Origin of the sequence: Saccharothrix australiensis, from assembly GCF_003634935.1 — a bacterium.
Lineage (GTDB): Bacteria > Actinomycetota > Actinomycetes > Mycobacteriales > Pseudonocardiaceae > Actinosynnema > Actinosynnema australiense.
Map to the genome: position 1 here is coordinate 3,076,475 of NZ_RBXO01000001.1, position 18,887 is coordinate 3,095,361.

Below are 18,887 nucleotides of genomic sequence, written 5' to 3' on the forward strand. Positions count from 1 at the left end.
TCCCGGACCGCCGGTCACGGGCTTGACCTTGACACTGTGACAAGGTGTCCACTGGGCCGCGGGAGGTGGTTTCGATCAACACGACAAACGGAACCCCGCAGAACGCCCGCCTGGCGGACGCCCTGGGCGCCGAGGCCGCGTCGGTCCGGCTCCAGGCGGCCCTGGCGGTCGGTTCGAACCCCGACGTCGGCCTGCTGGAGGCGCTGGTCGGGCGGTGCGCGGTCGAGCCGGACTTCTTCGTGCGGGACATGCTGTCCTGGGCGCTGACCCGCCTGCCGTCGGAGGTCACCCTGCCCCGGCTCCGCAGGGAGCTGGACTCCGAGCGCGCCCAAGCCCGCAGCCAGGCGTTGCACACGCTGTCCAAGATCGGCGACAAGAGCGCGTGGGCGTGGATCACGCGCCCCATGCTGCGCGACGCCGACGACGAGGTCGCGCGGACCGCGTGGCGCGTCGCGGTCGCCCTCGTGCCCGAGGGCGAGGAGGCGGGCCTGGCCGACGAACTGGTCGGGCAGCTCGGTCGCGGCGGCCGGTCCGTGCGGCTGAGCCTGAGCCGCGCCCTCGTCGACCTCGGCGACGTCATCCTGCCCGCGCTGGAGAAGGCCGCGGCGAATCCCGACCCGGCGGTCGCCGGGCACGCCCGCGCCACCGGGTTCCTGCTCAAGAACCCGGAGGCCGGTTTCGACGCGGCCGTCGAAGAGGCCAAGCGGGTCGTCGCGCTCGGTCCGGAACGGGCCGCCGCCGCCGCTGCCGCCGCCGCGTCGGAAGCCGTCCAGGCCGGGGAGGGCTCGGCTTGCTGATCGGCGACGTGGCCCGCCAGTCGGGCGTGAGCGCCCGGATGCTCCGGTACTACGACGCCCTCGGGCTGGTGCGGCCGACCTGCCGCACCGTCGGCGGTTACCGCGAGTACTCCGCCGAGGACGTCCGCAGGATCTTCCACGTGGAGAGCCTGCGGTCCCTCGGGCTCTCGCTCAAGCAGGTCGCGCGTGCGCTGGACGACCCCGACTTCGCGCCGTCCACCCTGGTCGGCGAACTCATCCGGTGGGCGGAGGACCGCCTGGCGCGGGAGCAGGAACTGCTCGAACGGCTCCGCGCGATCGACGCGTCCGCGCCCACCGGCTGGCAGGGCGTCCTGCGCATCGTCGAACTCATGCAGGGGCTCGACTCGACCAGTGCCGCGCGCAGGCAGCAGGCCGTGCTGACCCGGCCGGAGGGCGTGCCCGCGTCCGGTGAACTGCTGGCCGGTGCGGCCCTGGCCGAGTCCGACCCCCACGTCGCGGGCGCGCTGCGGTGGGCGCTCGCCCGATCGGGCAGCGAGGGCGTGGCGACGCTGGCCGAGGGCGTGCGGTCGGAGGACGCGGAAGTCCGGCTGCGGGCGGTGCTGGCGATCGCGGAGATCCCGGATGCGCCGGGGGCGACCGAGGTGCTCGCGGACGCGCTCGACGACCCGGACGCGACGGTGCGCGGGCAGGCCGCCCTGGCGTTGGGCAGCCGCGGTGTGGCCGCGGCGGTGCCGACGTTGGTCGGCATGGTGGTCGAGGGCGTCAACGACGTCGACGCGGCGGAGGTGCTGGGCACGCTGTCGCGGGACCCCGCCTGCGCGGACGAGATCCTGACCGCGTTGGTCGACGGGCTCGCCGCGGCCACCGGGGACGCCGCGGCGCGGATACGCCTGGCCCAAGCCCTGGTCGAGCTGTCGGGGACTACGGGGCAGGAGGTGCTGCGCCGCCTGTCCCACGACGACGACCGGGCGGTGGCCCTCGTCGCCTGGGCCTTCGTCGAGGTTCTGGAGGATCGGTCGGCCGGCGGCGGGGACTCCTGAAGGCGCGCGACCAGGGGGCGCTGCTTTCGTCGGGGTGACAGGGCTTCGCCGTCGCATCGAAAACACAGTGCGGGACGGGAACACCCGTGGGGCACGATGGCGACGTGGAACCGACCGAACAGCAGCCCAAGCGCGAGGTACGCGCTCGGTACGACGATGACACCATCAGGGTGTACCAGGCATACCCACCGTCCATCGCGGACGGCGCTCCAGCGGCCGGCACGTTCGTGTCCCCGTTCAAGCGAGAGCGCATGACGTGGATCAAGCCCTCGTTCCTGTGGATGGCTTATCGCTGCGGTTACGCGGGCAAGTCCGGGCAGGAGCGGGTGCCGGCCGTCGACATCACGCGCGAGGGGTTCCACTGGGCCTTGGCGCACGCGGTGCTCAGCCGTTTCGTGCCCGCCGTGCACGGCGACCAGAAGGCGTGGGCCTCGGCGGCGCGGGAGTGCCCCGTGCGGGTGCAGTGGGACCCCGAGCGGGACCTGCGACACCGACCGCTCGACCACCGGGCCGTCCAGGTCGGTCTGGGCGGCGAGGCGGTGCGGCGCCACGTGGAGGAGTGGATCATTGCCATCACCGACGTCACCGACGTGATGCGCACCGTGGGAGGTCTGGTCGCGGCCGGCCGGGACGGGGAGGCGAACGACCTCCTGCCGGCGGAACGCCCGTATCAGCTGCCGGCGGACCTCGTCACCCGGCTGCGTGCCGGCTGATCTCGCGCCGAGCCCGGTACCGCACCACGTCCGAGCCGCGCTCCGCCGCCCCTGCCACGAGTCGGGCCGAAGTCGGGCGTCCGGGTTCGGAAGGGCCGTCAGGTAAGCGTTTCTTCCAGTCGGGTGATCTCCTGGTTGACCGCGATCATCGTGCGCACCGTGGAGAACCCCAACTGGTGGTTGACCTGCTGCATGTGCACGTTCTCCACACCCGTCCCGGTGTAGACGCGTTCCAGGTTCGGTCGGTCGGCGAGCAGCCAGCGCATCATCCGGGCTTTGACGGATCGGCCCAACCCACGGCCCCGGTGCGCGGAAACCACCGCGGTGTCCCGTTGGAAGGCCCAGTTCGGGCGGTGGGGGTGCAGTTCGACCTCGGTGAAGCCCGCCACCACACCGGTGGCCTCGTGCTGTGCTACGACGACGCGCAGCTCCACGTCCTGCTCGCGCATCTCCGCCTCACGCGCGCGCAAGTACTCGACGGTCCACTTCGGTGGCCTGACCGCGAGATCACCGATCGGAGCATCGTGGATCGCCTCGCGTGCGAGCACGTAGGACGCGGTGAGTTCCGCCGGCGCGGCGACGGACCACTGGCGCAGGCGGTAGCCGGGTGGCACCGGCACGGTCCACGCCGCGGCGTCCCGTTCGGCGACCAGCAGGAGTTGCAGGACCACCGTGTGCACGGTGCGGAAACCCAGCCCCGCCGCCCAGCGGTCGCCGGCGGAGCCCCGGGTGACCTGCCACCCCTCGACGACGGAACGCCCGCGGGCGCGCAGTTCGGGGAGCACCTCCCGCAGCAGGGCGGTCCCGATGCCACGCCCGCGGTACCGCGGGTGGACGACGATCTCGGCGAGGGCGGTCGTGGCGGCCGCACCGTCGGGGAAGTAGACGGTGGCCGAGCCCGCCAACGCCCCGTCGGTCCGGGCCACCCAGTACGCCACCGGACCGAAACCGGGGAACGGCGTGTTCAGCCGCCCCAGGCAGTCGTCGTAGCTCAACCGGGGCTCGTCGGGCCGGTCGGTCTCCTGCCGGGCCAGCATGACGTCGTGGTAGCCGATGAGGTCCGCCTCCGTCGCCGCCCCCGGCGTGAACGGTGCGATCTCCACGCCCTCGGTCATGATTCCCTTCCCCCCTCGGCCGCTCGCGGCCGGAACGCGTGCCTGGACGGCGTCGCGGTCCACGCCATGACCAGCAGCGCGATCATCACGGTGGCGAACCCGGCCAGGTTCATCAGCACCAGGATCGCCAGGTGCAGGAGGCAGCCGACGACCAGGGCGACCGTCCGCCACCGCCGACTCCCGAGCACGGTGACCGCGATCAGGAGCTGCGCCGCGATCACGCCCCAGCTCAGCGCGGCCACCGCCGGGAAGGAGCGGAAGACCGGCTCGCCGACGGGCCCGAGGAGCGATCGGAACCCGTAGTCGGGGTGGTCGGCCACCACTCGCATCGCGCTGCCCTGCCGCCACATGGGATCGCCTACCTTGGTGATGGCCGTGCTCGCGTAGATGACGCAGAGCTGACCCCGCAACGCCCAGAGCGCGGTGAGCGAGGCGCCGCGCCACTGCGGCGCCAACGGGTGTTCGGGGCGTGACCAGTGCCAGGTGCGGCTGTCACCGAGGCAGATCGGGATCAGCAGCATCGCCCCGATCTGCCCCGCGCTGTCACCGCCGTTCGGCATGGGCATGGCGGTGAGGCTGAACGCGACGTACCAGTGGGGCGCGCACGTCCACCGCGGCCGGTAACCCGCCACCACCGCGATCAGGACGATGATCGCGACCGCCCGACCGACCACCATGCCGGTGTCGGCGGGACCGAGCGCGCACCACAGCGAAACGGCGTGGAAGTCCGTGCAGCGCATACCGGACGGGAACTCCGGTGTGCCGGCGAACAGCGCCGCGTCCGAGCTGAACAGGATCGTCAGCACCTGCGCCGCGGCGAGCAGGCTCCGGCCGATGGCCAGCGCGGACCTCCTCGGGTCGGCGTCGACGACCACCTCGGAGAACCGCTGCCTGGAGCGCTCTAACGCCTGTCGCACACGGCATCCACCACCACCGTCCAGCGCGCCGCGGGTGGCGCGGGGATGCTGTTCGGCGGCGGGACGGCCGTGCGTTCAGCCACCAGCAACACCTTCCCGCACACCGTCGGGGCACGGGACGTGTTCTCCAGTCGGTATGACCACCGCGAACCGGGTTCCTCGACGCACTCGGCCGCATCCGGTCGAGCGCACGGCCGCCAGTGCTGCCGGGGAACACCGCGGACGAGCGTGCGCACCTCGCTCGCCTCCGCGTCGACCCGTCGGTCGAATCCCCACGCGTTGTCCGCCCAGCCCTGGCGCCCGCTCACCGGTCGGAGCGTGCCATCCGGGTTCACCGAGTGCGCCTCCAGCACGTTCCGGTCCAGGTCCACGAAGAACGACCACTCCTGCGGCCACAATGCTCGATAACCGCTGAGGACGGCACGCGGGTGCGGTCCACCGAATTGACCTGTGAAAGCGAATGCGAACGTCGTCAACAGCACGGTGGCGGTGAACACCGAACCTTGTGCGCTGCGTCGCGCGGCAACGTCGTCGGGCCGCGCGCAGGGCCGCGGTGAACGGAACTTCCGCATACCCACCGGGGTTTCACATGGCCTGCATGCCGGTGCTGTCGACCTGGTTCTCCGATTCGACGACGTTCGCCGTGGGGGGCGTGGTGTCCGTCGCCGAGCCGGTCGAAACGGCCACGAGCAGCCCTGACGCGGACAGTGCGAGCGCAGCGAAAAGTGCCTTGATCACAGGTCCCCCTCCTGAGTCAAGTTCGATGTCCCGGTCGTTTCAAACCTTTATACCACTCGTCCCCGAGCCCGGCACATCGACCGCACGCGTCGACTTCGTTTCATATGCCGTCGACGCGACGTTCATCCATTACTGCGTTGGCAGCACCCGGAGCGGGCGATCGGCGCACTTCCGAGCGGCGCGCCGACCCGCCCGAACTCGTAGGCTGGTAGGTCGAGACTGAGGGAGCACTTCATGACCGTGACGTTTCGACTCCTCGGGCCACTGGAAGTGCGCTACTCGGGGGGCCTGGTCCGCATCGCGGGGACGCGTCAGCAGCGGCTGCTGGTGTTGCTCCTGCTCGAAGTCAATCGGGTCGTCCAGATCACCGCGCTCATCGACCAGTTGTGGGTCGATCCCCCGCCATCGGCTCGACAACAGATTTACAAGGCCATCTGCGGGCTCCGCAAGGCACTGGCCCTGCGGATCGACCGGGTGGGGTCGGGGTACCGCCTCCTGCTGCCCGCTCCCGCGATCGACTGGTACCAGTTCCTCCGCACCCTGGAGGAAGCCGATCGCGCGGCGGCCCGCGGCGACCTCGCCGAGGCGGCCGACCGGTTGCGCACGGGCCTGGACCTGTGGCGGGGCAACGCCTTGGCCGGCCTGGCGGGCGACGCGTTCACCAACGCCGCCGTCCGGCTGGAGGAACAGCGGCTCGTCGCGGTGGAGAAGCTCATGTCACTGCGCATCCGCCTGGGTGACGACAGCGCGGTGGTGGGTGAGCTGCGCGAGCTCGTGGCGGTGCACCCGCTGCGGGAGGCGTTCCGCCTCGGCCTGATGCAGGCGTTGCACCGCAGCGGCCGGCAGGCCGAAGCGCTGGAGGTCTACGACGAGGGTCGGCGCATCCTCGCCGATGAGCTGGGTCTGGACCCCGGCCCGGACCTGCGCCGGTACCACCAGGTGATCCTCAGCGGCGAGGGGCTGGAGCCCGCGCCGGCCGGGCGCCGGGTGCCCGACGTCGCCGCCGAACCGGCCGGGCCGCCCGACCTCCGGCCGGTCAAGTCCTACCTGCCGCACGACGTGACCGACTTCTCCGGGCGTTGCGCCGAGATCACCAGGCTGACGGCGGCCGTGCGCGACACCGACCGGCTGGCCCTGACGATCTCGTCGATCGACGGCATGGGCGGTGTCGGCAAGACCGCCCTGGCGGTCCACTTGGGACACAAGCTCGCCGAGGACTACCCCGACGGCCAGTACTTCGTCGACCTCCACGGCTTCAGCCTCGGCATCGACCCGGTCACGCCGGCGCAGGCGCTGGACGCGTTGCTGAGCGACAGCGGTCTCCCCCCGGAACTCGTGCCACCCACCGTGCAGGGCCGCAGTTCGCTCTGGCGCTCCCGCATGGCGGGCAAGAAGGCCCTGCTCGTCCTCGACAACGCCCTCAACACCGCCCAGGTCCGGCCGCTGCTGCCCGGCACGTCGGGTGTCCTCGTGCTCATCACCAGCCGCCGGAAGCTGACGGCGCTCGAAGGGGCGATGCCGCTGTCGCTGGACGTCTTACCGGACGACGACGCCATCCGGCTGTTCACCAAGGTGGCCGGTCCCGAACGCACCGAAGGACAGGAGCAGGCGGTCGCCGTGGTGGTGCGGATCTGCGGCAACCTGCCGCTGGCCATCCGCGTCGCGGCGGCCCGGTTCCGCGAGCGGACCGGGTGGACGGTCGCGGACCTCGCCCGCCGCCTGCTCAACCAGGCGGACCGGGCGCGGTTGCTCCGGGTGGAGGACCGCAGCGTCACGGCGGTGCTCAGGCTGTCCTACCGGTACCTCTCCACCGCGCAGCGACGCGTCTTCCGGCGGCTGAGCCTGCACCCCGGCGTCGACTTCGACGCCTACGTCGTCGCGGCGCTGGTCGGTTGCCAGCCCGGCGAAGCGGAGCAGTGCCTGGAGGAGTTGGCGGACGACAACCTCGTGCGGAGCGGCGGCGACGGCCGATACCACCTGCACGACCTGGTCCGGGACTGCGCCCAGCTGCTGCTCCGGGAGAACGAGGACGAGGCCGAGCGCCGGTCCGCGCTCAGCAGGCTGTTCGACTACTACCTGCACTCGGCGCACGCGTGGTCCGAGCACCTGGTCAACAACCTGTACCGCGTGGCACCCGACGCCGGACCGCATCCCGCGCACATCAGAAGACCCCCGGACGTCGTGGCCGCGTCGAAGTTCCTCGACGCGGAGCGCGCCAACCTCGTCGCGGTGGCGCAGTTGGCCGCGGAGAACGGGTGGTACCGGCACGCCTGGCAGTTGGCGTGCAGCCTCCAACCCATGCTGAAGCTGCGCAACTACGGTGGCCACGCGCACGCGTTGTTCGAGCGCGGTGTGGACGCCGCCCGCACCGCGGGTGACCCCGATGGGGAATCCCTCTGCCTGCAAGGGCTTTCCGCGGTCTGCCGCGAGCAGGGGTCGCGCGCCGAGGCGAAGGAGCACCTGGAGCACGCCCTGAAGCTGAGCCGCGACCTCGGCGACCAGGACGCGGTGATCGCGCAGCTCGTGGACCTGGCCACCCTGTTGCTGGGCGAGGACCGGCCGACCGACGCCCGTAACGTCCTGCGGGACGCCGCGGCGCTGGCGACCGGCGGCCACGGCGCGTTCCTGCGCGGGGTCATCGCGAACAACACCGGCGCGATCCTGCGGGACCTGGGCGAGTTCGACGAAGCCCTCGAACACCTCCACGCGGCGCTGGCCATGACCGAGCCGTCGGAACTCGCCCGGTCCGGGCTCATGACGAGGTGGAGCGTCGGCACGATCCACCACCTCCGCGGCGAGCCCGAACGCGCTCTGGCGGAGTTCACGGCGATCCTCGAGTCGAGCGGGCACAGCGGGTTCGAGCACGGCCGCGCGCTGGCGCTGCTCGGGCTGTCGGCGGTGCGCCGTTCGCTGGGCGACATCGCCGAGTCGCTCGACCGCGGTCGTGCGGCGCTCACCCTCGCGCGCGGGCTGGGGCTGCGGACCATCGAGTGCGAGGCGTTGAACTGCGTGGGCGAGGCCGCGCTCGCGGGCGGGGACCCCGACTGCGCGGAACAGATCTTCGAGCAGGCCGTCGGCCACGCCGAGCGGTACCGGCTGATGCGGTACAAGGCCCGTGGGTTCGACGGGCTCGCCCACGTGGCGCTCGCGCGGGGCAACCGGGTCGACGCGGCCCGGCTGTGGCGGGAAGCCGTCAACCTCTACCCGGAGGGCATGGCCGACGCGGAGTTCGCCCGCGCGCACCTGTCCCGACCCGACCTCGGCGGGGTCTGCTTCCGCTGTGCGACCAAGAGTTCCGCGGGAGGGTAGCCGGGGTGCGGGGATCGCGTCGTGCCGGGTCGCCGCACGACCGGCTCCACGTGCCGTCGACGTCGAGCGCGTGACGAACCGGCGGGGTCGGTGCCGCCCCCCGGTTCTCCTGTGTCGGTCCCGGAGGGGGAGCCCGCGGGTACACCACCGGTAGGAACCGCCGGCAACGTCGGACACGCCGGTATCGCGGGCGACGACGCCCGTGGCACGAGCGCGCGGGACGGGGCGGATCGCGTCCGGTCACCACGAGGGACGCGGAAAGAGCTGCGGGTGCGTCGTCGGGGTGAACGCGACCGATTCAGCCCGCTCCCGTGCTCTTGTCGGGCGAAATCCGACTCCATTCCGTCTTCGCACGAATCCGTGCGTCGAACCCATGCCGCGCCGGTGCCCTGGGGAACGACTGGTCGCCCAGTGGCGCTCCGGCGTGGTCGCGAGCAACCACGTGAGGGGACCGAGTGGCCGATCAGTACGAGTTCGCGTCATTGCTGACCGCGTTCCGCCGGGAAGCGGGACTCACCCAACGGCAGTTGGCCGAATCGTCGCAACTGAGCGAGCGTGCCTTGCGCGACCTGGAACGGGGGCGCGTGCACCGGCCGCGGCAGAGCACGCTGAACCTGCTCGCGGACGCGTTGGGCCTCGACGACGCGCGCGAACGCCGGTTCAAGGCCGCGGCCGTGACGCCGCGGCGGGCGGCGGAGTGCACGGCGTCGCGGCCGGGCAACGGCCTGGTCGGGCGGCGCGCCGAGCTGGACGCGCTGATCGGGCTCCTGAGATCGGGGGAGGAGCGGCTGATCTCCGTGATCGGGATGGCGGGAGCGGGGAAGAGCAGGTTGCTCCGCGAAGTGGCGACCGCGTTCGAGCGGGACCCGGAGTGGTCGGTCGTGCGGTATCCGGTCGACGCCCCCGCTGGAGCGGTCGGGCGCGTGCCGGCGGAGCGACCGGGGACGCCCGGCGGTGTCCCGGCCGCCGCACGCCCGGCGGCGCTCGGTCCCGAGGGCGGGCCCGACGAGGGCCACCACGCGCTGCTGGTCGTCGACAAGGCCGAGGAGGCGGCGCGGGACTACGACTTCGCCGCCATGTTGCGCCGGGCACCGCGCCTGCGGGTGATCGCGGCCGAGCGGATGCCTGCCGTGCGCAGCGGTCGGTACCTGTTCCCCCTGGCGCCCCTGCGCGTCCCGGACGCCGCGGACGAGGTCGTTCCGTGTGACGTGACGCGGGTCGAGTCGGTGCGGCTGTTCCTCGACGCCGCCAAGCGGGCGGGCGGACCCGACCGGCCGTTCCCCGACGACCTCGCCGCGGTCGTCGAGCTGTGCGCGGAACTCGACGGCCTGCCGGGCGCGCTGGCCGCCGCGGCGGCCTGGTCGCCGGTGTACACGCCGAGGCGGATGCTCGCCCTGCTGCGGCGGGACCCTGGTGCGCTGCTGGAGTCGCCGGGTGGCGACGGCGGCCTCTGGAACAGCATGGTGGAGGCGGTGCTGGCCCTGCACGGGGACGACCGCGCCGCGCTGGCGAGACTCGCCACGACCGGCGGTTGCTGGTCGATCGACGCGGGCGCCGCGCTGCTCGACCACGACGCCCACCGGTTCGCCCGCCTCGTCCACTGCCTGCTCTCCCTGGGGTTCGTCCGCCCGTGCCGCCGCGGCGGGAACCGCTTCTCCGTGCTGAACACGGTCCGCGGTGCCCTGACGGCCGCCGCGTAGCCGTTCCCCGACCGGTTCCGCCCGTGCCGGACGGCTTCGGCCGAATGGCCGGTGCGGCATTTTCGGCACGCGGCGGCGGACGCGCAACTGCCGCTCATCTGCCGGATCACCCCGGTGTCAACAGGCTTAGGCTCGATATCGGCCGGCCGATCCCGGAGTTCTCGCGGAATTATTCACGCATTGATCGGAGCAGACCGTGGAAAACCCTTTCGATGACGACAACGCGGAGTACGTCGTGCTCGTCAACGACGCGCGGCAGCACTCCCTCTGGCCCGCGACCATGACCGTGCCCGGTGGCTGGAGTCGGGTGTTCGGCCCGGCCGAGCGGGCCGAATGCCTCGACCACGTCGAGCGGAACTGGACCGACATCCGGCCGGTTCGGGCGCGGGCCTGAGCCGCCGCCGGCCCGACCGGCAGTCGCCGTCGTTCACACCGACCAGGGAGACACGCGTGCGCGGTGCCGTCATCCAAGATGTGTTCCCGCTCACCGCGGTGCAGGAAGCGATGCTGTTCGAGTCGCTACAGGGCACGGCGGGGAGCAATACCTACACCCTGCAGGTGGTCGTCCACCTCGACCGGCCACTCGACCCGGTCGGGCTGAGAGCCGCTGCCGAGCGCGTGGTGCGGCGTCACCCCGCGCTGCGTACGCGCATCTTCACCAGGGCGGGCGGCCGGCCCGTCCAGGTCGTCCAGCACGAGGTCGCGCTGCGGTGGGCGGAGCACGACGTCCAGGGCGTCGACGAAGCGGAGCGCGACGAGACCGCCCGGAGGCTGGCGGAGGAGGACTGGCGTCGCGGCGTGCCGATCGACGCGCCCGCGCTGATCCGCTTCACGCTGCTGAAGCTGGGCGGGGAGCGCCACCGGCTGGTCGTCACCGCCCAGCACGCCCTGGTCGACGGCACCTCGCTCGACCGGATCGTCGCCGAGGTGCTGGGCGGCACCGGAGCCGTGCCCGATGGGGTCGAGGAAAACCCTTACGCGCCCTACTTCTCCTGGCTTCGCGGGCAGGACGCGGAAGGGGCGCTCGCGGCCTGGCGGCCGCAGGTCGAGGGGTACGTGCCCAGGCTGTTCCTCGATCACGGCGGCGAGAACGCGGCGTCGGACCTGCTCCGGCACGAGTTGTCGACCGAGTGGACGGGCCGGCTGCTGGATCGCTGCCGGGAGTGGGGCGTGACGCCCGGCACCGCGTTCCACCTCGCGTGGGGCCTGGTGCTGGCGTCCCGGCTCGACCGCGACGACGTGATGTTCGGGATGGTCGTCGACGCCCGTCCCACGGAGGTCCCGGCACTGGATGACGGTGTGGGCCTGTTCGTCAACACCTCGCCGGTCAGGCTGCGCCTGAGGCCCGAGGACGACGCGGCGGCCGTGCTGGTCGGGATGCAGCGCACGCGTGCCGCGCTGCACCGGCACAACTGGGTCCCGTTGGCGGAGCTGCACCGCGCGGTGAACGCGCGCACGGGTCTGTTCGACACCTCCATCAACGTCGACGACCTGCGCTCGCGCCCGCGGTGGCCGGAGGGCGTGCGGAACGTGGAGTACTTCGACTCCACCGGCTACCCGCTCGCCATGAACGTGGAGCTGCGCGACACCACCCGACTGGCGCTGGAGTTCCGCTCCGACATCTTCGACCGGGACACGGCGGCGGCGGTGCTGGCCGAGTTCACCGGCCACCTCACCGCGCTCGTCGCGGCACCGCGGGCCCGCATCGCCGAGCTGCGGGCGGCCGTGCCCGCGCCGCCGCGCCGCTTCGACTGGACGGGCGGGCGGCGGGCGAACGCCCAGACCGGCGACCGGCGTGGCCGCACGCAGCGCGAGGAGATCCTGCGCGGCCTGTTCGCCGAGGTCCTCGACCTGCCCTCGGTCGGGGTGGACGACAACTTCTTCGCGGTCGGCGGCTACTCGCTGCCGGCCACCAGGCTGATCGGGCGGATGCGGTCCGTGCTCGGCGTGGAGCTGAGCCTGCGCGCCTTGTTCGAGGCGCCGACGGCCGCCGCGCTGGCCGCCCGGCTCGACGGCGGCTCCGCCGTCCGCCCGCCGGTGACGAGGGCGGCGCGGCGGCCCGAGCGGCTGCCGCTGTCGCCGGGCCAGGAGCGACTGTGGTTCCTCGACCAGCTCGAAGGACCCACGTCCACCTACAACGTGCCGTTCGCGATCCGGCTGTCCGGTGCGCTGGACGTACCGGCGCTGGAGTCGGCGGTCCGGGACCTGGTGGGCAGGCACGAGATCCTGCGCACGGTGTTCGACGACGACGAAGGCGTGCCCTTCCAACGGGTGCTGGCTGCCGAGGACGACCCGGTCGCGTTGGAGCGGGAGACCTGCGACCGGGCGGAGCTGCCCGGACGGCTGCGCGCGGTGGCGAACTCGGTGTTCCGGATCGCCGAGCGGCCACCGGTCCGGGCGGTGTTGTTCGCGGTGGCCGACGACGAGCACGTACTGTTGTTGTCGCTGCACCACATGATCACCGATGGGTGGTCGCTGGGTCCGCTGGCCCGCGACCTGAGCACGGCCTACCGGGCTCGCTCGGTGGGCGGGAGCCCGGACTGGGTCGAGCTGCCCGTGCAGTACGCGGACTACGCGTTGTGGCAGCACGAGCTGATGGGTCCGCACCGGCGGGACCAGGTCGAGTACTGGCGCGATGCGCTGGCGGGCCTGCCGGCCCGTACCGAGCTGCCGGCGGACCGGCCGCGTCCCGCCACGTCCACCGGTCGCGGCGACTACGTGCACGCGCACGTCCCGGCGGAGCTGCACGCGGAGCTGTTGCGACTGGCCCGCGACCACGACGTCACGTTGTTCATGGTGTTGCAGGCGGCGCTCGCCGTGCTCATGACGAAGCTGGGCGCGGGAACCGACCTGCCGATCGGCACACCGGTGGCCGGGCGCTCGGACGAGAACCTCGACGAACTCGTCGGGTTCTTCGCCAACACCGTGGTCCTGCGCACCGACACCTCGGGCGACCCGACCTTCGGCGAGCTGCTGACGCGGGTCCGCGAAGCCGACCTGGACGCCTTCGCCCACCAGGACGTGCCGTTCGAGCGCTTGGTCGAGGCGCTCCGCCCGGACCGCTCGGCCTCCGGCCACCCGCTGTTCCAGGTCATGCTCGCCGACGAGACCGACGCGGGCGCGCACCTCGACCTGCCGGGACTGGTGACCGAGGTGCTGCCGGTCGACCTGGACGCGGCGAAGTTCGACCTGTCCGTCGGCTACCAGGCCGCGGTGGACGAGCGGGGCGGTGCCGCCGGCATCACCGCCGCGGTCGAGTACTCGACCGACCTGTTCGACCGCTCCTCCGTGGCGACGATGATGGCCAGGTTCGTGCGGGTGCTCGCGGCCGTGGCGGCCGACGCGGGCGCGCGGGTGGGCGGGATCGACGTCCTGGCCGCCGACGAGCGCGCCAAGCTGCTGTCCGGCTGGTTCGACGAGCCGGCCGCGGCGACGCTCGCCACGGCGGCCTCCGAGGTGGTGACGACCCGTGCCCGACTGGTGGGTCGGGCCGGGCGCCGCACCGGACGGCCGGACGAGCTGCCGGCGGACAACCCGGATGTCGCGCGGGTGATCCGCGGTTTGGCCGCGATCCGCGCCGGCGGGGGAGACCCGGCAGCGGTCGGGTTCGTCGTGCTGGACCGGACGCTGCAACCGGTGCCCCTCGGCGTGCCGGGTGAGCTGTACCTCGTGGGCGCTGCCGCCCCGTCGTCCGACCGCCTCGTGGCCAACCCCTTCGACCACGGCGGCCTGATGTACCGCACCGGTGCGACCGTTCGTCGCGGACCAGGCGGCGCGCTGCGCTTCGCGCACCGACCGACGCCGGCGGGAGCGAGCCCCGCGCCGTCGTCCGATCGGCCGCTCACCCCGCAGGAGGAGATCCTGTGCTCGCTGTTCGCCGACGTGCTCGGCCTGCCCTCGATCGGCCCGGACGACAACTTCTTCGCGGCAGGCGGCTATTCGCTGCTGGCGGTCCGTCTGGTGAGTCGGGTGCAGTCGGCCTTCGGTGTGAGTGTGGGTGTGCGGGATTTGTTCGAGGCGCCGTCGGTTCGGGGTTTGGTGGGGCGTTTTTCGGGTGGTGGTGGTGTGGTTGGTCCGCGGGCGGTGGTTCGGTCGGGTCGGGTGCCGTTGTCGTTCGCTCAGCAGCGTTTGTGGTTGTTGGATCAGTTCGAGGGTCCGAGTGCGGTGTACAACGTGCCGTTCGCGGTGCGGTTGCGCGGCGGGTTGGATGCGGGGGCGTTGGCGCGGGCGGTCAACGATGTGGTGGTACGCCACGAAAGCCTGCGCACGATGTGCGACTCCGTCGACGGCGTCCCGTTCCAGCGGGTGGTCGAAGCGGCCGACGTGCCGTTGACCCTGGTGCGGTGCGACGAAGCGGCGTTGCCGGGCCTGCTGCGGACGGCTGCGGAGGAACCCTTCCGGTTGGGTGCGGACCTGCCGATCCGAACGGTGTTGTTCGAGGTGGGCGCGCGGGAGCACGTGCTGCTGTTGTCGTTGCACCACAGTGTCTGTGACGGCGGGTCGCTCGGTCCCCTGACCCGTGACCTGGCCTTCGCGTACCGCGCGCGACTGGCGGGAGGGGCACCGGATTGGGCGCCGCTGCCGTTGCAGTACGCGGACTACACGCTGTGGCAGCGCGACGCGCTCGGCTCGGCGGGCGACGACACGAGCGCGTTGGCCCGCCAACTCGCCTACTGGCGCGAAACCCTGGCCGGGTTGCCCGACCGTGTGGAGCTGCCGACCGACCGGCCGCGCCCCAACCGGCCAAGCGGTCGCGGTGGGCAGGTCGACCTGCTGTTCCCTTCGTCGTTGCACGGTGGGTTGGTGGGGTTGGCGCGTGATTGTGGTGTGACGGTGTTCATGGTGTTGCAGGCGGGGTTGGCGGTGTTGTTGGCGCGGTTGGGCGCGGGTGATGACGTGGTGGTGGGTGCTCCGGTGGCGGGGCGTGGTGATGAGGTGTTGGACGGGTTGGTGGGGTTTTTCGCCAATACGGTGGTGTTGCGGACGGATGTGGGTGGTGATCCGAGTTTTCGGGAGTTGTTGTCCAGGGTGCGTGAGGTGGCGCTGGGGGCGTACGCCAACCAGGACGTCCCCTTCGAGCGCCTGGTCGAAGAGTTGAACCCGGCGCGCTCCACCGCCCACCACCCCCTGTTCCAGGTGGCACTCGCGGCCGAGAGCGACGTCGGGCAGCAGCTGGAATTCCCGGACCTTCTCGCGTCCGAGGAGGTGGTGGACCTCGGCGTCGCCAAGTTCGACCTCTCGCTCGGGTACCGCGCCCGGCAGGACGCGGACGGGCGGCCCGCCGGGATCGCCGGCCAGGTGGAGTACTCCTCCGACCTGTTCGACCGGACCACGGTCGAGCGCATGGTCCGCGCGCTGGCACGCCTGCTCACCGCCGCCGTGGCCGACCCGGACACCGCCGTCCGCGACCTCGACATCCTCGACGAGCACGAGCGCACGACGCTGGTCGAGACGTGGAACAGCACCGACGCGGACTACCCGGCGACGTCGTCGGTGGACGCGCTGTTCCGCCGACAGGTGGACCGCGCGCCCGACGCGGTCGCGGTCGTGGAGGGCGCGCGCGAGGTGACCTACCGGCGGCTGGACGACCGGGCCGCGCGACTCGCCGCCGTCCTCGCCGAGCACGGCATCCGTGCCGGCGACGGCGTCGCGGTCCTCGTGGAGCACTCCGCCGAGTTCATCGCCACGGTGCTCGCGACCTGGCGGCTCGGGGCGTACTACGTGCCGCTGGACCACCGGTACCCGGCCGAGCGGATTCGCCTGATGCTGGCGGAGAACGAAGTCACCGCCCTGGTCACCAGCGGGCGGAACGCGCCGCAACACCCGATCGACGTGCCGGCGCACATCGTGGTCGACGACGTTCGGGACGGCCCCGGCATCGGTGCCCACCCGGAGGTGGACCCCGACGCCATCGCCTACGTCATGTACACGTCCGGCTCCAGCGGTCGGCCCAAGGGCGTCGCCGTGTCACACCGCAACATCACCGCACTGGTCAGCGATCGCATGTTCGCGAACGGCAACCACGACGCGGTCCTGGTGCACTCCCCACAAGCGTTCGACGCGTCCACCTACGAACTGTGGGTCCCACTGACGAGCGGCGGGCGTTGCGTCGTCGTGCCGGATGCCGAAGACCGCCGCCAAGCCGTCGCGACGGCGCTGCGAACCCACGAGGTCACCGCCGCGTGGTTGACCGCGACCTTGTTCGCCGTGCTCTCCGACGAGGACCTCGACGCCTTGCGGGGACTGCGCGAGATCATCACCGGGGGCGAGCCGCCCTCCGTGGACGCGGTGCGCTCGGTGCTGGAGGGCTGCCCCGACACCGCGTTGGTCAACGGTTACGGACCGACCGAGGTCACTACGTTCACGACCTCGCACGTGATGGGCGAGGACGACCGGACCTCGGTGCCGATCGGGAGGCCGCTGGACAACACCCGCGTCTACGTGTTGGACCGCCGGCTGCGACCCGTCCCGGTCGGCGTGGCGGGTGAGCTGTACGCGGCGGGCGCGGGTGTGGCGTTGGGGTACGTGGGTGATCCGCGCCTGACGGCGAGCCGGTTCGTCGCGAACCCCTTCACCCAGGGCACCCGGATGTACCGCACGGGCGATGTGGCGCGCCGGCGTCCGGACGGGGAACTGGAGTACCTCGGCCGGGCCGACGACCAGGTGAAGATCCGCGGTTTCCGCATCGAGCCGGGTGAGGTCGAGGCGGTGGTCGCGAGCGGTCCGGGTGTCGCGCGGGTCGCCGTCGTCCCGCGCACCCGCGCGAGCGGCGGGGTGACGCTGGTGGCCTACGTCGTCGCCGACGCGCCGGGCGCGGTCGACGTGCCCCGGCTGCGGCACCTCGTCGCGGAGGTGCTGCCCGACTACCTGGTGCCTGGGGCGTTCGTCCTGCTCGACGAACTGCCGATGACCGCCAACGGCAAGCTGGACCACCGGGGGCTGCCGGACCCCGAGGTCGCCGCGGGCGGCTACCAGGCGCCGCGCACCGCGCAGGAGGAGATCCTGTGCTCGCTGTTCGCCGAGGTGCTCGGTCGTCCGCGGGTCGGCGTCGACGACGACTTCTTCGACCTGGGTGGGCATTCGCTCCTCGCGACCCGCCTGGTGAGTCGGGTGCGGTCGGCGCTGGGTGTCGGTGTGGGTGTGCGGGATTTGTTCGAGGCGCCGTCGGTTCGGGGTTTGGTGGGGCGTTTTTCGGGTGGTGGTGGTGTGGTTGGTCCGCGGGCGGTGGTTCGGTCGGGTCGGGTGCCGTTGTCGTTCGCTCAGCAGCGTTTGTGGTTGTTGGATCAGTTCGAGGGTCCGAGTGCGGTGTACAACGTGCCGTTCGCGGTGCGGTTGCGTGGCGGGTTGGATGCGGGGGCGTTGGCGCGGGCGGTCAACGATGTGGTGGTACGCCACGAAAGCCTGCGCACAGTGCTGGAGTCGTCGGGCGGAAAGGCTTTCCAGCACGTGATCGGGGCTTCGGACGCACAGGTGCCGCTGCGCCGCGTCGGCTGCTCGGAGTCCACTGTGGACGACGCGGTGCTCGCGGCGGCGAGCGAGGTGTTCCGGTTGGGTGTGGACCTGCCGATCCGATCGGTGTTGTTCGAGGTGGGGCCGCAGGACCACGTGCTGCTGTTGTCCCTGCACCACAGCGCCTGTGACGGCTGGTCGCTGGGACCGCTGGCCGACGACCTGGCGCGGGCATACGCGGCACGCTCGGAGGGCAGGGCGCCGGATTGGGCGCCGCTGCCGTTGCAGTACGCGGACTACGCGCTGTGGCAGCGTGAGCGGCTGGCGTCCGTGCTCGACGGCCAGCTGGACTACTGGCGCGAGGCGTTGGCCGGGCTCCCGCCCTTGAGCACCATCCGCTCCGACCGGCCGCGCCCTGCCCGGCCGAGTCGGCGCAGCGGCTACGTGGACGTGGTGTTCCCTTCGTCGTTGCACGGTGGGTTGGTGGGGTTGGCGCGTGATTGTGGTGTGACGGTGTTCATGGTGTTGCAGGCGGGGTTGGCGGTGTTGTTGGCGCGGTTGGGCGCGGGTGATGACGTGGTGGTGGGTGCTCCGGTGGCGGGGCGTGGTGATGAGGTGTTGGACGGGTTGGTGGGGTTTTTCGCCAATACGGTGGTGTTGCGGACGGATGTGGGTGGTGATCCGAGTTTTCGGGAGTTGTTGTCCAGGGTGCGTGAGGTGGCGCTGGGGGCGTACGCCAACCAGGACGTCCCCTTCGAGCGCCTGGTCAAGGAGTTGAACCCGGCGCGCTCCACCGCCCACCACCCCCTGTTCCAGGTCATGCTGGCCCACTCCGCGGACCTGGCCACCGACATCCCGCTGCGCGGCCTCTCGACGGAGCCGCTGGAGATCGACCTGGCCGACGCGCTCAAGTTCGACCTGCTGTTCTCGTTCCGCGCGAGCACCGACGACGGCGGTGCGCCGCAGGGGCTCACCGGCTCGTTGCAGTACTCGACCGAGCTGTTCGACCGGGCCACGGCCGAACGGATGATGGGTTCGCTCGGCGAGATCCTCGAATCGGCGGCGACCGACGCCGACATCCCGATCGGCGTCGCGGCGTCGTCGATCGCATCAGGTGGGGAGTAGCG

11 protein-coding genes are annotated in these 18,887 nt (G+C 72.0%); 7 read left to right on the forward strand and 4 right to left on the reverse strand.

Annotated elements, in window-relative coordinates; translation table 11 throughout:
- Nucleotides 1–65 precede the first annotated feature (65 nt).
- The 3 genes from C8E97_RS14180 (at nucleotide 66) to C8E97_RS14190 (ending at nucleotide 2,532) form a co-directional block, all read left to right on the forward strand.
- On the forward strand, nucleotides 66–797 hold the full coding sequence (locus C8E97_RS14180; protein WP_121005685.1) for a HEAT repeat domain-containing protein: 732 nt from the start codon (nucleotides 66–68) through the stop codon (nucleotides 795–797).
- Nucleotides 791–1,819, forward strand: coding sequence for a MerR family transcriptional regulator (locus C8E97_RS14185; protein WP_121005688.1), 1,029 nt, complete (start codon nucleotides 791–793; stop codon nucleotides 1,817–1,819). The genes C8E97_RS14180 and C8E97_RS14185 overlap by 7 nt, the downstream gene beginning before the upstream one ends.
- 104 nt (nucleotides 1,820–1,923) lie before the next feature.
- On the forward strand, nucleotides 1,924–2,532 hold the full coding sequence (locus C8E97_RS14190; protein WP_121005692.1) for a DUF4291 domain-containing protein: 609 nt from the start codon (nucleotides 1,924–1,926) through the stop codon (nucleotides 2,530–2,532).
- Between the two features lie 98 nt (nucleotides 2,533–2,630).
- On the opposite strand, the gene C8E97_RS14195 is transcribed toward C8E97_RS14190, so the two are convergent.
- The 4 genes from C8E97_RS14195 to C8E97_RS34520 all read right to left on the reverse strand — a co-directional run bounded on the left by C8E97_RS14195 (nucleotide 2,631) and on the right by C8E97_RS34520 (nucleotide 5,302).
- A complete protein-coding gene (locus tag C8E97_RS14195) occupies nucleotides 2,631–3,647 on the reverse strand; it encodes a GNAT family N-acetyltransferase (RefSeq protein ID WP_121005695.1) in 1,017 nt (338 codons plus the stop codon).
- Entirely contained in the window at nucleotides 3,644–4,564 is a 921-nt protein-coding gene (locus tag C8E97_RS14200; protein ID WP_147455111.1) for a hypothetical protein, read from the reverse strand. The genes C8E97_RS14195 and C8E97_RS14200 overlap by 4 nt, the downstream gene beginning before the upstream one ends.
- Entirely contained in the window at nucleotides 4,549–4,962 is a 414-nt protein-coding gene (locus C8E97_RS14205) for a hypothetical protein (RefSeq protein WP_121005701.1), read from the reverse strand. Before C8E97_RS14205 ends, C8E97_RS14200 begins: the two co-directional genes overlap by 16 nt.
- A 187-nt stretch (nucleotides 4,963–5,149) precedes the next feature.
- On the reverse strand, nucleotides 5,150–5,302 hold the full coding sequence (locus C8E97_RS34520; RefSeq protein WP_170211843.1) for a hypothetical protein: 153 nt from the start codon (nucleotides 5,300–5,302) through the stop codon (nucleotides 5,150–5,152).
- Between the two features lie 234 nt (nucleotides 5,303–5,536).
- Between C8E97_RS34520 and C8E97_RS14210 the strand changes: the two genes are divergently transcribed.
- The 4 genes from C8E97_RS14210 to C8E97_RS14225 all read left to right on the forward strand — a co-directional run bounded on the left by C8E97_RS14210 (nucleotide 5,537) and on the right by C8E97_RS14225 (nucleotide 18,885).
- Nucleotides 5,537–8,611, forward strand: a complete 3,075-nt coding sequence (locus C8E97_RS14210) for an AfsR/SARP family transcriptional regulator (protein ID WP_121005704.1) — start codon at nucleotides 5,537–5,539, stop codon at nucleotides 8,609–8,611.
- Between the two features lie 455 nt (nucleotides 8,612–9,066).
- Complete coding sequence (locus tag C8E97_RS14215) at nucleotides 9,067–10,311, forward strand: XRE family transcriptional regulator (RefSeq protein ID WP_121005707.1); 1,245 nt, start codon at nucleotides 9,067–9,069, stop codon at nucleotides 10,309–10,311.
- Nucleotides 10,312–10,507: 196 nt separating this feature from the next.
- Nucleotides 10,508–10,705: an MbtH family protein gene (locus C8E97_RS14220; protein ID WP_121005710.1), complete on the forward strand. Its 198-nt coding sequence runs from the start codon at nucleotides 10,508–10,510 to the stop codon at nucleotides 10,703–10,705.
- Nucleotides 10,706–10,761: 56 nt separating this feature from the next.
- A complete protein-coding gene (locus C8E97_RS14225) occupies nucleotides 10,762–18,885 on the forward strand; it encodes a non-ribosomal peptide synthetase (protein WP_170211844.1) in 8,124 nt (2,707 codons plus the stop codon).
- Nucleotides 18,886–18,887 lie beyond the last annotated feature (2 nt).